The following is a 13707-nucleotide window of genomic DNA, read 5'->3' on the forward strand; positions in this document are numbered from 1 at the left end:
GGCCGCGATCCGGGACCGCAGGTCCTCGGCCGTTCCGGGGCCGGGCTCCCGGCCCGGCGGTGCCGCCGGCGTCATCGCTGTGCCACCCTCCCGCGATCGTGACCGCCGCGCGTTCGCCCGCCCGGCGGTCACCTCCCTACTCGGACCGCCCGGTGGTGGTCAGGAGTTGAACCCGCACTCGAAGCGGGTGGGGACGTAGGTCACCCACGGGTCGTCGAGACACGCCACCGGGGCGAGGTCCGCGTCGAACTCGTCCTCGAAGGCGATGTTCTCCTCGTCGATGTCCAGCAGGCCGGCGTCGCGGATCTCCAGGACCTGTGCGCTCATGATGGGCTCCTCCCGTTGAGGGTCGGCGGATTCCTGTTCGACGGCATGTTCATGCTAGCCAGCCCCCGGCGTTCACCATAGGGGCGCGACATCGTCACCCGCGGAACACCCGGGGCCGTCGGGCCGCTTGACGGTGTGACATTTCATCGAACAGCGGACCGGTTCCGTCCCCGGTGCTACCGTCGGGCCCATGTCCAAGACCGAGATCGACCGGCTGACCGCAGAGTTCTTCGGCGCGTTCGACAACCGCGGCGGCACGGCCGCCGACGTGGCCCGGCTCCGGCGGCTGATGCTTCCGCAGGGAGTGATCGTCTGCACCGCCCCCGCCTTCACGGTCTACACCGTCGAGGAGTTCATCGAGCCGCGCGAACGGCTGCTGAGCGAAGGGCGGCTGACCGGCTTCTCGGAGTGGGAGACCTCCGAACGGACCGAGATCGCGGGCGACGTCGCCTCGCGCATCGGCGAGTACCGCAAGCGCGGGACCCTCGACGGCCGGAGGTTCGCGGTCGACGGGACGAAGACCTTCCAGTTCGTCCGCACTCCCGAGGGCTGGCGGATCGCCGCCTTCTCCTGGTGCGACAAGGCCTGAGCCGCGCCCGGGCGGCCCGGGTGCGGGGAGCGGCCCGCGGCGTGGCAGCATCCGGGATGTGGTGATCTACGACGAACGACTCTCCGTCCCGCCGCACTGGTGGCTGGCGGCCCTGACGGCCGCCGGCGCGCTCGCGGCCGCGCTGCTCCCGCTCGGCCCGCTGCCGGCCCTGGCCTGCGGCGCCCTGCTGCTGGCGCTCGTGGCCCCGGCGCTGAACGGCTACGGCGCGGTGCGGATCCGGGTCTGCGACGGCGTCCTGGTGGCCGGACCCGTCGTGCTGCGCGGTGAACACGTCGGCGCGGTCGAGGTCCTCGGCCAGGACGCCGCCTTCGCCTGGCGCACCCGGCTGGCCGGCCCCCGGGCCCGCCTGCTCATCCGCGGCTACCTCCCGCGCGCGGTCCGCGTCGAGGTCGCCGAACCCTCCCTGCTCTGCCCCTACGTCTACCTCTCCACCCGCCGCCCCGAGGCCCTCGCCGCCGCCCTGGCCGAAGCCCGCGACCACTGCGCCGTCGGGCGGGTCTGACGATTCCGGCGCGCGCAACGCCGGCCCTCGGCGGGAGGCGCCCCCGGGGACACCTCCCGAACGAGGGCCGGGGGTCAGGCCAGGTAGTAGGCGGGGGCCGCCCGGCCCACCTCGGCGTCGAGGACCTTGGGGTTGGCCTTCAGGAAGTTGTGCATGGACAGGGCGGCCTCCGTGCCCTCGCCGGCGGCGGTGGCGATGCGGCGTTCGGCACGGAAGCGGACGTCGCCGGCCGCGAAGACGCCGGGCTTGTTGGTGCCCATGTCGGTCAGGTGCTTGAGCTCGTTCGCGTGCTTCTTGCTGTCGAACGTCCCGTTCCTGATGTCGTCGTAGAAGATGTCCAGGCCGGTGGCGACGAGGCCGGCCGGGTCGGCCGGGTCCTTGCGGACGACGGTGATGCCCGCGTCCTCGATCCACTTGGTCCGGGGGTCGGCGCTGATGAGGGCGTAGACGGCGGCGACGGTGTACGACGCGCTCTTGGTGGTGGTGACCGTCAGCTTCGCGTTCGGGCCGGTGGCGGCCTTGAACTCCTTGGCCTCGGTCCCTTCCACGACGGTGATGTTCTTGTCGGCCGTGATCTGGTCGGAGATCACCTTGAGCATGTCGGTGGTCAAGGTCTTGCGGATCAGCATGACGACCTTCGCGCCCTTGGCGGAGAACATGAGCGCGGCCCGTCCGGCCGAGTCGCCGCCGCCGATCACCAGGATCGTGTCCTTCGCCGTCACGCCCTCCGCGTCCGCGGGCAGGGCGTAGTAGTAGACGCCCTCGTCCTCGAAGGCGGCGGCGGTGGGCTGGGTGAGCTTGCGCGGGACGAGACCGGTGGCGAGCAGGACCAGTGAGGCGGTCACCGACACGGGCGCGTTGGGGTCGTCCGGGTTGGTCGCGGTGATCTCGTGCTTCGTGGTCTTCGGGTCGTCACTGGGCTTGAAGGCCGACACGCTGTAGCTCGGAAGCCACTCGGCCCCGAACTTCTTCGCCTGGAGGACGGCCCGATGGCACAGGTCCTCGGCGGCGATCCCCTCGTCGAACCCGAGGTAGTTGTCGATCTGGTTGACCGCCGTGGCGGCCGTTCCGCCGGGGGCGTACTGCTCGATGACGAGCGTGGTGAGGTCGTAGAGGCTGCGGGCGTTGATCGCCGCGGCCAGACCGGCCGGGCCTCCTCCGATCACGACGAGGTCGTACGCCGAACGCTTCCTGGGGAGCAACAGGTCCAGCGCGGCCGCGATCTGCGCCAGCGTGGGGTTCTTGAGCGGAGTCGTGCCGACCGTCACCAGGGTGTCCGTGGCCTTCGGATCGACGATCACCTTGACCTCGTAGTCGCTGAGTTCGAGGAACCGCTTGATCCGTTCGACCTTCTTGTCCTTGGCGTTCACCGTGATCGTGGCGGTGGGCTTCGGCATGACGCTCCTCCTTGCGGACGGCGGGGTCCCGACCGGGGCGGTGCGTGCGCTTCACCCGGGCGGAATCGAGTGGACCGAATCCTATGGTGCGTATGCGCACCTCCACTGTGCGCCACGCCCTCGCGCCGGGTGGGCCGGGATGGCGGACGAGGGCGTGTCAGGCCTGCCGAACCGTCCGGCTGTTCGGTCGGGAAACCGCGGCGGCGAAGCTGTGGTGTGATGGACGGATGATCGAGGAACGATTCGCCGCGGACTGCCTGGGTGCGGTGGAGGAGGCGGTCCGGCGGGCCTCGGCCGACGAGATCATGCCGCGCTTCCGCGCGCTGACCGCCGACCAGGTGGCCGAGAAGAACGGCCCCCACGACCTGGTGACCGTCGCCGACCGTGGCGCCGAGGCGCATCTGACGGCGGCCCTGACGGCGCTGCTCCCCGGCTCGGTCGTGGTGGGGGAGGAGGGCGTCGCCGCCGACCCGGGCCGGTACGCGGAACTGGCCGGCGACCGCCCGGTCTGGATCGTCGACCCGATCGACGGCACCCGCACCTTCGTCCGCGGCGACGAGGGGTTCTGCACCCTGGTCGCCCTCGCGCACCACGGCGAGCTGCTGGCCTCCTGGACGTACGCCCCGGTCCGCGACCAGATGGCGACGGCCCTCCGGGGCGGCGGCGCCCGCCTGGACGGCGTCCCGCTCCACGCGGGCTCGCCGGCCGAGGGCGCACCGCTGGAGATCGCCGCCTCCTATCCGCACCACACCACCCCCGCGACGAAGCGCGCGCTGCTCCGCCTGCGGACGGAGGACGCGGGCGCCGAGGTCCTGCGGACGCGCCCGTGCGCGGGCTCGGCCGGGCTGGAGTACCTGGCGATCGCCCGCGGCACCCTGGACGCGACCGTGTTCGGCTGGGAGAACGCCTGGGACCACGCGGCCGGTCTGCTCCTGGTCGCCGAGGCGGGCGGTGCCCACGCCACGCTCGCCGGCACGCCCTTCCGCCTCGCCGGCGGCAACGCCCTGCCGTTCATCACGGCCCGCGACGCGCGGACCCTCGCCCGGATCCGCCGCGTCCTCCTCGGGGAGGGGCCCGGCTGACGCCGGCGGCCGGTCAGCCGCCGACGTGGTCCCGCACGGCGTCCGGCAGGCGGCGGCCGGTGACCGAGCGCCAGGCGCGCTCGACGGCCCGTGGCCCGAGGTCGCGCGCCAGGAGGCCGAGTTTGACCACGCTCGGCCAGGTCATGGGATGCGGGAACTCCTCGAAGCAGGTGATGCTGCGGACCAGCCACTCCATCGCCTCGCGCGGGCGGCCCTGCTCCGCCGCGAACAGCCCGAACTGGCCGAACGTCCGCGCCAGCCCCGGGGTGTCGCCGATCCGGTGCGAGACGTCCAGCGCCTTGCGGTAGCGGGCCTCGGCGTCCGCCGGCCGGCCCCCGTTCTGGGCGGCCAGCCCGAGCTGGTGGTGTCCGACCGAGACCCCCGCCTGGTCGCCCAGCTCCTCCCGGAGCGCCAGCGCCCGCGCGTACCAGGCCTCGGCCCCGGCCAGGTCGCCGAGCCCGGCGGCGACGACGCCCAGCTGGTGCTGGCTGGCGGCCGTACCGTGCCGGTCGCCGAGGTCCTGCCGGATCCCCAGCGCCTTCAGGTGCCAGGACTCGGCCTGCTCGAACCGCTCCTGGGCCGTCGCAAGGACGCCCAGCCGGTGGTAGCCGCGCGCGGTGTCGGGCAGGCTGCCGGACTCCTCGGCGAGGGCCAGCGCCTCCTCGCACCACTTCTCGGCCGCGGCGAGGCGCCCCAGTTCGGCGGCGACGGCGGCCAGCCGGTGGCGGAGGTCCGTCGCGAAGGGCAGGTCGGCCGACCGGTCGGCGGAGGCCAGCGCGCGCCCGAACCAGAGGTAGGCCTCCTCGAAGCCGCCCTGTTCCTGGGCGAGGACGCCGAGCTGGTGCCGGCAGACCGCCGCCCGCTGGGACTCGCCGAGGCGCTCGAAGGCGTCGAGCGCCGTCCGGGTGCGCCGCTCGGCGTCGTCCGGCCGGTCGAGCCGGTGGGCGATCACCGCCAGCTGGTGGTGGCCGATCGCGACGCCGTGGGCGTCGCCGAGCCGCTCCAGGAGGGCGAGCCCGTGCAGGTACCACCGCTCGGCCTCGGCGAACCCGCCCCGGTCCACCGCGATCCGGCCGAGTTGCTGGTAGCCGTCCGCGAGGTCGTCGAGCTGGTCGGCGTCCGGTTCCCGCTGGTCGACGGCGTGGTGGATCTCCCGCAGCGCCCGTTCGGCCTCCTCCGTGCGGCCCGCCCGCAGCAGGCGCCGGGCCTCGGCGCCGACCACGGACAGCCAGAGCGCGCCGGCCGGGGTGTCGGCCCCCGGCGGGGCGCCCTCGGGACCCTCCACGGCGGTCCGTACCCGCTCGGTCCAGCCGCGTGCCTCGGTCTCCAGGCCGTGGGCGCTCCAGTAGGCGTGGAGCGGCCGGACGAGCGCCCGGGCCTGCGGCCAGTGGCCGTCCTCGACGGCGCGGTCGAGCAGCGCGCCGATGGTCCGCCGCTGGAGGTCCAGTGCGGTCAGGGCGAACTCGGCGCTTCCGCCGAGCAGTTCGCGGCTGAGCAGCAGGCAGAAGTCGACCTGGGCACCGAGCAGCGCCCGCACCGCGGCCGCGTGCCGCTTGGTGAACTCCGGCTCCTCCGCGCGCCACCGGTCGGTGAGGACGGCCGCGATCGCCGGGTGGATCCGGTAGGCGGTGCCGTTCACGGCCGTGAGCAGGCCGAGGCCGGCCGCCCGTTCCAGCAGCCGCCGCCAGTCCTCGGTGCCGCGCTCCCGGAAGCGCTCGGGGGCGAGCGGCTGGCGGGAGAGCAGGGCGAGCACGGTGGCGTCGACGGTTCCGTGGAAGAGCGTGACGGCCGCCAGCGCCCGCCGGTCGGCGGCGGGGAGCAGGGCCAGCGTGTGGGCGGCGGCGGCCGTGAACGCCGCGTCCGCCGTCCGCGGCTCCGCGCCGGCCGCGGACCGGGCCAGGGTGTCCAGGGTGTGCCACGGTTCGTGGGCGTCGAGCGAGGACAGGACCAGCCGCAGGGTCAACGGGTGCCCGTCCGGCCACTCCAGCAGCTGCCCGAACACCCGCAGCCCGCGCTTGCGGACGGTGTCCGGGTCGGTGGCGAGCAGCCGGTCGGCGTACGCGACGGCCTCGTCCGGCGCCAGGCCCGGCACCTCGATCCGCAGCGGGCCGGGGCCCAGCCAGTCCTCCGGGGTCCGGCTGGTGAGCACCACCGCGCCCCGACCGCGCCCGGTCACGCGGTCGAGGAAGGCCAGGAGTTCGGCGCGCTCCTCCTCGCTCGGGGCGGGCGTGGCACCGGCCGGGCCGTGCCCCGTGCGCGGGGACTCGACGCCGTCCCAGATCAGCAGCACCTCCCCGGCGTCGAGCGCCTCCTCCACGGCCTTCCGGCGCCCGGCCGGTGTGAGCGGGTCGAACTCCTCGGCGTCGAACAGTCGGTGGCCGATCCGGTCGACCACCCCGGCCAGGGCGAACGAGGCCGGCCCCGGGGCGAAGGAGTGCAGGACCACGGACTCCGGTCCGTCCACCGCGCCGGTGTCCCGCCACCACCGGCCGAAGGCCTTGGCCAGCTCGGTCTTGCCGACGCCCGCGGGGCCGTGCAGGACCACCACGCGGTGCAGCCGGGCCGCCGCGTCCAGGTCGAGCAGCAGCCCGTCCCGCCCGACGAACTCCCCGACGGGGGCGAGGCCCTCCAGGCCGTCCAGGCCGCCCCGGGCGGCCGGGGAGTCGGCGGCCGGGGCCGGTGGGCCGTCCGACCGGACGGGCTGCCGGACGGGCTGCCGGACGGCCCGCTCGGTCCGTTCGTCCCGCAGGCCGGGGAACGCGAGTTCGCTGCGGCGGTAGAGGGCCGGGACCGTCCAGTCGGCCAGCGGCAGCGGGCCCTTGGGGGAGACGCGCTGATCCTGTTCGGCGAGCCGCCGGCGGCCGGCCGCCACCGCCGACGCGATGCGGTCACCGAGGCGCAGCCGTTCGTAGACCGTGGCCAGGAACCCGGCGGCGGCCTCCCCGGACAGGCCGTACGGCAGGGCGAGCACGGCGGCGGCGCCCTCCTCCAGCAGCCGCAGGGCCGCCGCGGCCTCGGGTTCTCCGGCCGGGTTCGCCGAGCGGCCGGTGCTCAGGACCACCAGCGGGACCCCGGCCGCGGCCAGCAGCCGGGCGACACGCTGGACCGGCACCGGTTCCGCGCCGCCGTCCGGCCGCTCGAACAGCAGCCCGCCGTGGAGGTCGTGTCCCGGGGCGGACCGCTCGGGGAGTGCGCCGGGCCCGTCGAAGTGCACGATCTGGAACGGCCGGCCCCGCTCCCGGGCCTCGCGCAGCGTCTCGCCGAGGCCGGCGAGCGTCGGCGGGCGCAGCACCTGGAGTTCGACCGCGTCGCGGCCCGGTCCGAGTCGCCGCAGCAGGGGGAGGGCCGTCGTGCGCGCACCGGCGCCGTCCGGCGGGGTGACCACCAGCAGCACCCGCAGCCGGGAACCGCCCGCCTCGGTGACGGCGTCGAAGGGATCGGCGGCCGACGGGCAGCGGGTCACCAGGACGTCGTCGAGCACCGGCGGCACCGGGTGCCCCGGATCCGTCATCAGCTCCCAGGGCAGGGCGAGCAGCGGCGCGGAGTCCGAACGCAGCACGAGTTCCAGCGCGGCGCCGCGGACCCGGGCCCGGGCCCGCGCCCGGAGGTAGGCGGTGCGGCCGGGGCCGTCGCCGAGCAGCGCGGAGAGGAGCCGCGCGCCCCAGCCGGGGAGCTGGCGGGCGAGGTGCGGGCCGCGTTCGCCGTAGGCCCCGAACGGGGTCCGGAGGTAGTCCTCCAGGTACCAGCGCAGGTTCTCCAGGGCCGAGTCGTCCAGGGGCCTGCGCAGCCATCCGGCGTCGACGGAGGGAGCCGGGACCCCTGCTCCCGGCGGCCACTCCGTCACGGACATCCGGCCGTCGGCGTGGAGATCCAGCACCAGACGTTCGACCACAATCGCCCCCAGCGAGAGCGGGGCGGCCGGGCGGCCGTTCCGCTGCGGAGCACAGGGTAGCGGCGTCGCCACCGGGACCGGACCTCCGGGTGCGGCGTTCGGGGTAACGATCCGTCAAAGCCGCACGGACGAGCGAATCGGAACGGGGCCGAGCGTTCCACCGGAACCGTTCGGCCCGCCACCCGCCCGCCGCGGGCCGGCGGCGAGGACAATGGCGCGGTGAACAACACGCACGACACGCGACACACCGACCACACCGACCACACGCACGACAGGGACGATACGGACGACCTGAACGCACTGGTGCGCGACGCCATGGCGGCGGCCGTGCGCTCGCCGCTGCGCGGCCGGGTCGCCGACTACATCCCGGCACTCGCCGAGGCCGACCCGACGGCCTTCGGCATGGCGATCGCCACCGTGGACGGCCGGGTCCTCGGCGCGGGGGACTGGCGGCGGCCGTTCTCCATCCAGTCGGTGTCCAAGCTGTTCACCCTCGCCCTGGCGCTCGCCGAGGGCGGGGACGCCCTGTGGAGCGGCGTGGGCCGCGAGCCCTCCGGCAACCCGTTCAACTCGCTGGTCCAGCTGGAGACCGAGCACGGCATCCCGCGCAACCCCTTCATCAACGCCGGCGCCCTCGTGGTGACGGACCGCCTGCTGGAGCTCACCGGCGACGCGGCCGGCGCCGTCCTGGACCTGCTGCGCGCGGAGTCCGGCGACCCGGCCGTCGACGTGAACCGCGCGGTGGCCGCCTCCGAGGCCGAGCACGGCCACCGCAACGCGGCGATGGCGCACTTCATGGCGGGCTACGGCAACCTGCGCAACCCGGTCGAGGACGTGCTCGCCCACTACTACGCGCACTGCGCGATCGAGGCCGACTGCCGCGACCTGGCGCTGGCCGGCCTCTTCCTCGCCCGCCACGGTCTGCGGGCCGACGGCTCGCGCCTGCTGTCGCGCAGCGAGGCCAAGCGGATCAACGCCGTGCTGCTCACCTGCGGCACCTATGACGCGGCAGGCGAGTTCGCCTACCGGGTGGGCCTGCCCGGCAAGAGCGGGGTGGGCGGCGGCGTGCTCGCGGTCCTGCCCGGCCGGGGCGCGGTCTGCGCCTGGAGCCCGGGCCTGGACGCCGCGGGCAACTCGGTGCTCGGCGTCGCCGCCCTGGACGCCCTGACGACGGCCACCGGCTGGTCCGTGTTCTGACGGCGCGGGGGGCGGGCCGCCGTAAGGGCGGCTCCGGCCGGTGACGGGACGGAAGCTGACGGTCACGAACTTGTTATGTCCTTTTCACCGGGCCGACGGCCGGCCGGGTCATGCTCTGCACCGGCGGAAGCCACCGCCGAAGGCGCGCCGACCAGCAGGCGCACTGACCAGGGGACTGACACCGTGACCGTCCGCCGCACCCTCATCGGCACCCTCACCGCCGGCCTGCTCGTCGCGGCCGCCGCCACCCTGCCCGGCGGCACCGCGCGGGCCGCCGCCGGCGCCACCCCGGGCGGGCTCCCGTTCGCCTCCGCGACCACCGTCGGCCTGCACAACACCTACGACCCGGCCGCCTTCGGCTACCTCGCCCAGGGCCTGGACACCGGCACCGGGATGATCGAACTGGACGCCTGGCCGAACGTCATCACCAAGGAGTGGAAGGTCAGCCACTCCAACCCGCTCGGCAACACCAACAACTGCGTCAGCGCCACCACGCCCGCCCAGCTCTACTCCGGCAGCGCCGACAAGAACCTGGACGCCTGCCTGGACGACGTGCGGATCTGGCTCGGCGCCCACCCCGGCGCCGGGCCGCTGGTGATCAAGCTGGAGCTCAAGCCGGGCTTCTCCGGGAGCCTCGGCATGGGCCCCGCCCGGCTCGACGCGCTGATCGCCGCCCACCTCGGCTCCGCCGCGCTGCGCCCGGCCGAGGTGCTCGCCAAGCCGGGCGGCGGCTCCTACCCGACCCTCGACGACGCCGTCCGCGCCGGCAACTGGCCGACCAGGTCGGCGCTGGCCGGCCGCGCGCTGGTGTACGTGATCCCCGGCACCGTCGAGCTGGACAACCCGTTCGACACCCTGCACACCGACGTCGAGTACGGGCGGCATCTGCGCGACCTGGCCGCCGCCGGCCGGATCGGCGAGGCCCGGATGTTCCCCACCGTGCTCGGCGCGGCGAGCGGGGACCCGCGCACCCGGTACGGCGAGACCTCGATCCGCCCCTGGTTCGTGGTCTTCGACGGCGACGCCGCCACCTACGTGAACGGCGTCGACACCACCTGGTACGACACCAACCACTACCTGCTGACGATGACCGACGCCCACAACGTCGCCCCCGCCATCAGCAACACCGACCCCACCGCCGACCAGGCCCGCGCCCGCGCCGAACAGCTCGCCCGCGCCCGCGCGACGATCGTCTCCAGCGACTGGCGCGAGCTCCCCGAGGTCCAGTCCCTCGTCCTGCCGCGCGGCTGACCCGGCCGCGCGGCCCCCGCCCGAGCCGCCCGGTCGTCCGGGCGAGCGTCAGCCCCGCTCCGCCGGACCGTCCTCCGGCCGGGTCAGCGAGTCCACCATCGACCGGAACGCCGCCCGGTACACGCTCGGCGTCGTCCCGGTGTACCGCTGGAAGTGGTGGCGGAGATTGGCCGGTGTGCCCAGACCGGTGCGGGCGGCGATCCTCGCCACCGGCTCGTCGCCGCGCTCCAGCAGGCGCTGCGCCCACTGGATCCGGACGCGCAGCAGGTACTGCAGCGGCGGCAGACCGGTCTCCGCCCGGAACCGGCGGCTCAGCCCCCGGACGGTGAGCCCGGCGTGGGCGGCGATGTCGTCCAGGGTCAGCGGCCGGTCGAGCCGGGCCTCCAGCCAGTCGAGGGTGGGCCCGAGGGTGTCGCCGGTCACCGTCGCGCCGGACACCGGCGCGTCGGGTCCCTCCCCGTGGTCGGCGGGCAGGTCGAGGAACAGCTGCCGCTCCGTCTCGACGGCCACCGTCCCCCCGTGGTCCAGGGTGATCAGCCGTAGACAGAGGTCGACCCCGCCCAGCACCCCGGCGGCGGTGTGGAACGGCCCGTCCGCCACCACCTCCCCGTCCGGTTCCACCGCGATCAGGGGATGGCGCCGGGCCAGCCCGGCGGCCATCCCGGGCGTGGTCGTGGCCCGGCGGCCGTCCAGCAGACCGGCGGCGGCCAGCGTGAACGTCCCCGCGCCGAACGCCCCGATCCGGCACCCCCGGGCGGCGGCCGCTCGCAGCGCCCCGACCACCTCGGGCGGCGGACCGCCGGGCCGCTCCGGGTGGCCCGGCACCAGGACCGTGTCGGCTTCGGCCAGCCCCTCCAGGCCGTCCAGTCCCCACGGCGTTGCCAGGCCGAAGGACGACGGCCCGCCGGTCGACCGGAACCCCGGCGCGGCGCAGAGCCGCACCTCGTAGGAGACCCACGGATGGCAGCGGTCGGCGGTGCCGAAGCAGAGGGCCGGGGTGGTGACGTGATGCCCGGGCACCCCGTCGAGCAGCAGGGCGGCGATCACGGGCATGTCCAGAATTTAACTCACGACGACATCGCCGCCGCTGTCGGCCCCGGGGGGTGGCGGCGAAGGATGGGACGTACCGACGCCGCAGGTCAACGGCCATCCGGCGGCCGGTTCCACCATCCCCGGGGGTGCTTGCGCACGCCCGCGAACGAATGGAGCACCCGTGTCCCGAAACGCCTCCCGGTCCCGCCACGCGGCGCGCGCCGCCACCGTCGCCCTCGCCGCCGCGGCCTGCGTCGCGACCCTGACCGGACCCGCCGGGGCGATCGTCAACGGCCGGACGGCCACCGAGCGCTACCCCTTCATGGCCTCGATCCCGATGACCGCCCCCGAGGCCGGCCTCGACGACGGCGTGTGCGGCGCGGCCCTGATCCACCCCCGCTGGGTGCTCACCGCCGCCCACTGCGTGGACACCTCACTGGTGCGCCCCGACGGCGTCGTGCGCATCGGCTCGGACAAGCGCACCAGCGGCGGCACCGTGCGCGGCATCCAGCGGACCGTCACCCACCCCGGCTACACGCTGGGCGCGGCGGCCGGGGCGAACCAGGACGACCTCGCGCTCGTCCGCCTCGACCGCGCCGCGCCGCAGCGGCCGATCCCGATCGCCGCCCGGGCCGGTGCCCCGGGGACGCCGACCAGGCTGCTGGGCTTCGGCACCACCGCCGACACCACCGACGTCACCAAGGCCGTCTTCGCCAAGCGCCTGCAGGAGCTGGACACCCGCATCGGCGACGTCAACGAGTGCGCGCCGGGGCGCGCCGGCCTGTCCCGGCTCTGCACGGTGAGCCCGGTTCCCGGTGCGATGGCCTGCGTCGGGGACTCCGGCGGCCCGCAGATCCAGCACGGCCGGGGCGGCCGCTGGGAGCTGGTCGGGACCACCTCCGGGGACGGTGACACCGACCCGACCTGCTCCACCGGTCCCGGGCTCTACACCAACGTGCCCGCCTACGCGGACTGGATCCGGGCCACCCTCCGGGCGTACGGCGACTGACCGCACGCCTGCCCGGCGCACCGCGCACCGGCGCGCCGCGCCGCCGGTGCGCCGGGCCCCCGCCCCTGACCGCTCCCACCCCCGGATTAGGCTGCCGCCATGCCCATGATCGCCGTGCTCGCCCTCGACGGCCTGCCCGGCCACCACCTCACCACGCCCGGACTCGTCTTCGACACCGCCGCCCGCGCGCACCCCGGCGTCGACTACGACGTCCGGCTCTGTGCCGTCGGCGGCTCCGACGCCGTCCGACTCGGCGCGCCCGCGCCCGCCGCCGTGCTCCCGTACGGCCTCGCCGACGCGGCCGAGGCGGACGTCCTGCTGCTGCCCGCCCACGGCGAGGACGGCGCCCGCCCGGAGCCGGCACTGCTCGACGCGATCGGCGCCGCCGCCGCTCGCGGCGCCCGGATCGGCGCCTGCGGCACCGGCGTGCTCACCCTCGCCGCCACCGGCCTGCTGGACGGCCGCCGTGCGACGACGGCCTGGCGGCACACCGGGGAGCTCGCCCGACGGTACCCCCGCGTCGAGGTCGACCCCGGGGGCACGCTGGTCGCCGACGGCCCCTTCCGCACCTCCGGCGGGGTGTTCGGCGGGCTGGACGTCTGCCTGCGGCTGCTGGCCGAGGACCACGGCGAGCGGATCGCCGGCCGGACCTGCCGGGAACTGCTCAGCCCCCTGACGGTCCACGCCGAACGGGTGGCCGAGGTGATCGACCGCACCCTCGCCGACAGCAGCGGCCTCGACGCGACCCTGGAGTGGCTGGAGCGCAGCCTCCACCTGCCGCTCGCCCCCGCCGACATCGCCGCCCACGCGGGTGTCAGCGTCAGCAGCCTCAACCGGCGCTTCCTGGCCCGCACCGGCCTCAGCGCCCCGCGCTACCTGCTCCGGCTGCGCCTCCAGCGGGCCCGGGAGCTGCTCGAAGGGACCGACGAACCGGTCGAGGCGATCGCAGTCCGCACCGGTTTCGCGTCTCCCGCCGCCCTGCGCCCGCACTTCGCCCGCCTCACCGGCACCACCCCCCGCGCCTACCGGACCCGCCACCGGGCCGGCGCCCCCGGCGGAAAACCGCTTGCCGCCCGATCGGCCACGACCTAACCTCCCCGGCATGCTGCCCTTGGTCGAGACCGACGAACAGTGGGACACCGTCCTGTCCGACGAGGCGGTCATGCGTCCGGGGGCGGCGGACCTCTGCGCCCGGCTGGGGCTGGGCGGGCTGCCCCTGGAACGGTTCGCCGGGGGCTCGCAGCCGGTGTACGCGGTCGGCGACGCGCACGTGCTCAAGCTCTACCCCAAGGCCTCCGCCGCGGACGGCGTCGCCGAGGCCCGGGTGCTCGCCCACCACGCCGGGCGGCTGCCGGTTCCGACGCCCGAGCCCTACGACGCGGGGGAGTACGGCGACGGCTGGCGGTAC

12 protein-coding genes are annotated in these 13707 nt (G+C 75.4%); 8 read left to right on the forward strand and 4 right to left on the reverse strand.

The genetic code is table 11. The annotated features are described in order from the left end of the window. Positions 1–159: 159 nt before the first annotated feature. Complete coding sequence (locus ABD308_RS29680; protein ID WP_344341588.1) at positions 160–327, reverse strand: SflA family class IV lanthipeptide; 168 nt, start codon at positions 325–327, stop codon at positions 160–162. A 190-nt stretch (positions 328–517) separates the two neighbouring features. On the opposite strand from ABD308_RS29680, the gene ABD308_RS29685 reads away from it, so the two are divergent. Beyond that, positions 518–916 carry a nuclear transport factor 2 family protein gene (locus ABD308_RS29685; protein ID WP_344341591.1) on the forward strand — a complete coding sequence of 133 codons (399 nt, stop codon included), beginning with the start codon at positions 518–520 and terminating at the stop codon, positions 914–916. Between the two features lie 58 nt (positions 917–974). Continuing rightward, a complete protein-coding gene (locus tag ABD308_RS29690; RefSeq protein ID WP_344341594.1) occupies positions 975–1439 on the forward strand; it encodes a DUF3093 family protein in 465 nt (154 codons plus the stop codon). A gap of 74 nt (positions 1440–1513) precedes the next feature. Here ABD308_RS29690 and ABD308_RS29695 read toward each other — a convergent pair whose 3' ends face one another. Continuing rightward, a complete protein-coding gene (locus tag ABD308_RS29695) occupies positions 1514–2836 on the reverse strand; it encodes an NAD(P)/FAD-dependent oxidoreductase (protein WP_344341597.1) in 1323 nt (440 codons plus the stop codon). Positions 2837–3063: 227 nt separating this feature from the next. On the opposite strand from ABD308_RS29695, the gene ABD308_RS29700 reads away from it, so the two are divergent. Then, on the forward strand, positions 3064–3918 hold the full coding sequence (locus ABD308_RS29700) for an inositol monophosphatase family protein (RefSeq protein ID WP_344341600.1): 855 nt from the start codon (positions 3064–3066) through the stop codon (positions 3916–3918). Between the two features lie 13 nt (positions 3919–3931). Here ABD308_RS29700 and ABD308_RS29705 read toward each other — a convergent pair whose 3' ends face one another. Next, positions 3932–7795 (reverse strand): tetratricopeptide repeat protein, encoded by a 3864-nt coding sequence (locus ABD308_RS29705; RefSeq protein WP_344341603.1) that lies wholly within the window; start codon positions 7793–7795, stop codon positions 3932–3934. Positions 7796–8101: 306 nt separating this feature from the next. Between ABD308_RS29705 and ABD308_RS29710 the strand changes: the two genes are divergently transcribed. Together ABD308_RS29710 and ABD308_RS29715 are read left to right on the forward strand one after the other, a co-directional pair. Next, on the forward strand, positions 8102–9007 hold the full coding sequence (locus tag ABD308_RS29710; RefSeq protein WP_344341670.1) for a glutaminase: 906 nt from the start codon (positions 8102–8104) through the stop codon (positions 9005–9007). Positions 9008–9190: 183 nt separating this feature from the next. Continuing rightward, on the forward strand, positions 9191–10258 hold the full coding sequence (locus ABD308_RS29715) for a phosphatidylinositol-specific phospholipase C domain-containing protein (RefSeq protein ID WP_344341606.1): 1068 nt from the start codon (positions 9191–9193) through the stop codon (positions 10256–10258). 48 nt (positions 10259–10306) lie between these two features. Here the strand turns inward: ABD308_RS29715 and ABD308_RS29720 are convergent, their stop codons facing one another. Further along, entirely contained in the window at positions 10307–11311 is a 1005-nt protein-coding gene (locus ABD308_RS29720; protein WP_344341608.1) for a GlxA family transcriptional regulator, read from the reverse strand. A 160-nt stretch (positions 11312–11471) separates the two neighbouring features. On the opposite strand from ABD308_RS29720, the gene ABD308_RS29725 reads away from it, so the two are divergent. The 3 genes from ABD308_RS29725 to ABD308_RS29735 form a co-directional block, all read left to right on the forward strand. Further along, a complete protein-coding gene (locus ABD308_RS29725; RefSeq protein ID WP_344341611.1) occupies positions 11472–12299 on the forward strand; it encodes a S1 family peptidase in 828 nt (275 codons plus the stop codon). Positions 12300–12398: 99 nt separating this feature from the next. Continuing rightward, on the forward strand, positions 12399–13391 hold the full coding sequence (locus ABD308_RS29730) for a GlxA family transcriptional regulator (protein WP_344341614.1): 993 nt from the start codon (positions 12399–12401) through the stop codon (positions 13389–13391). 10 nt (positions 13392–13401) lie between these two features. Beyond that, on the forward strand, positions 13402–13707 hold a 306-nt coding region (locus ABD308_RS29735), incomplete at its 3' end, for a phosphotransferase (protein ID WP_344341617.1).

The sequence above is a fragment of the Kitasatospora putterlickiae genome, assembly GCF_039527695.1.
Lineage (GTDB): Bacteria > Actinomycetota > Actinomycetes > Streptomycetales > Streptomycetaceae > Kitasatospora > Kitasatospora putterlickiae.

Coding starts and splice junctions, on each gene's coding strand:
- ABD308_RS29695 (WP_344341597.1), bottom strand. CDS start 2,836: ATGCCGAAGCCCACCGCCACGATCACGGTGAACGCCAAGGACAAGAAG.
- ABD308_RS29680 (WP_344341588.1), bottom strand. CDS start 327: ATGAGCGCACAGGTCCTGGAGATCCGCGACGCCGGCCTGCTGGACATC.
- ABD308_RS29700 (WP_344341600.1), top strand. CDS start 3,064: ATGATCGAGGAACGATTCGCCGCGGACTGCCTGGGTGCGGTGGAGGAG.
- ABD308_RS29720 (WP_344341608.1), bottom strand. CDS start 11,311: ATGCCCGTGATCGCCGCCCTGCTGCTCGACGGGGTGCCCGGGCATCAC.
- ABD308_RS29730 (WP_344341614.1), top strand. CDS start 12,399: ATGCCCATGATCGCCGTGCTCGCCCTCGACGGCCTGCCCGGCCACCAC.
- ABD308_RS29685 (WP_344341591.1), top strand. CDS start 518: ATGTCCAAGACCGAGATCGACCGGCTGACCGCAGAGTTCTTCGGCGCG.